Origin of the sequence: Paenibacillus sp. 598K (genome assembly GCF_003851045.1) — a bacterium.
In the GTDB taxonomy this organism is placed as follows: Bacteria; Bacillota; Bacilli; order Paenibacillales; family Paenibacillaceae; genus Paenibacillus_D.
This window is the reverse complement of sequence record NZ_BFBX01000337.1, coordinates 1,283-1,499: the sequence shown is the minus strand read 5'-3', so window position 1 is coordinate 1,499 and position 217 is coordinate 1,283.

Below are 217 nucleotides of genomic sequence, written 5' to 3'. Positions count from 1 at the left end.
GTCGTCAGCGGCTGCGGGGCCGTTTCGCGGGGAGTGCGCCTTGTCCGCTGCCGGATGAGAGGAGGACAAGTTGGGCCTGCTTGTCCGGGATATAGGCGAAACTTGCAAAGGCTTGTTGCGTATACTAAACGGAGCAAGAAGAATTAAAATCGGAAAGTAGAGTGATGTGACGATGACGGAAGTACGCAATGACGGTGTCGTCGGCAGCAAAAGCTTC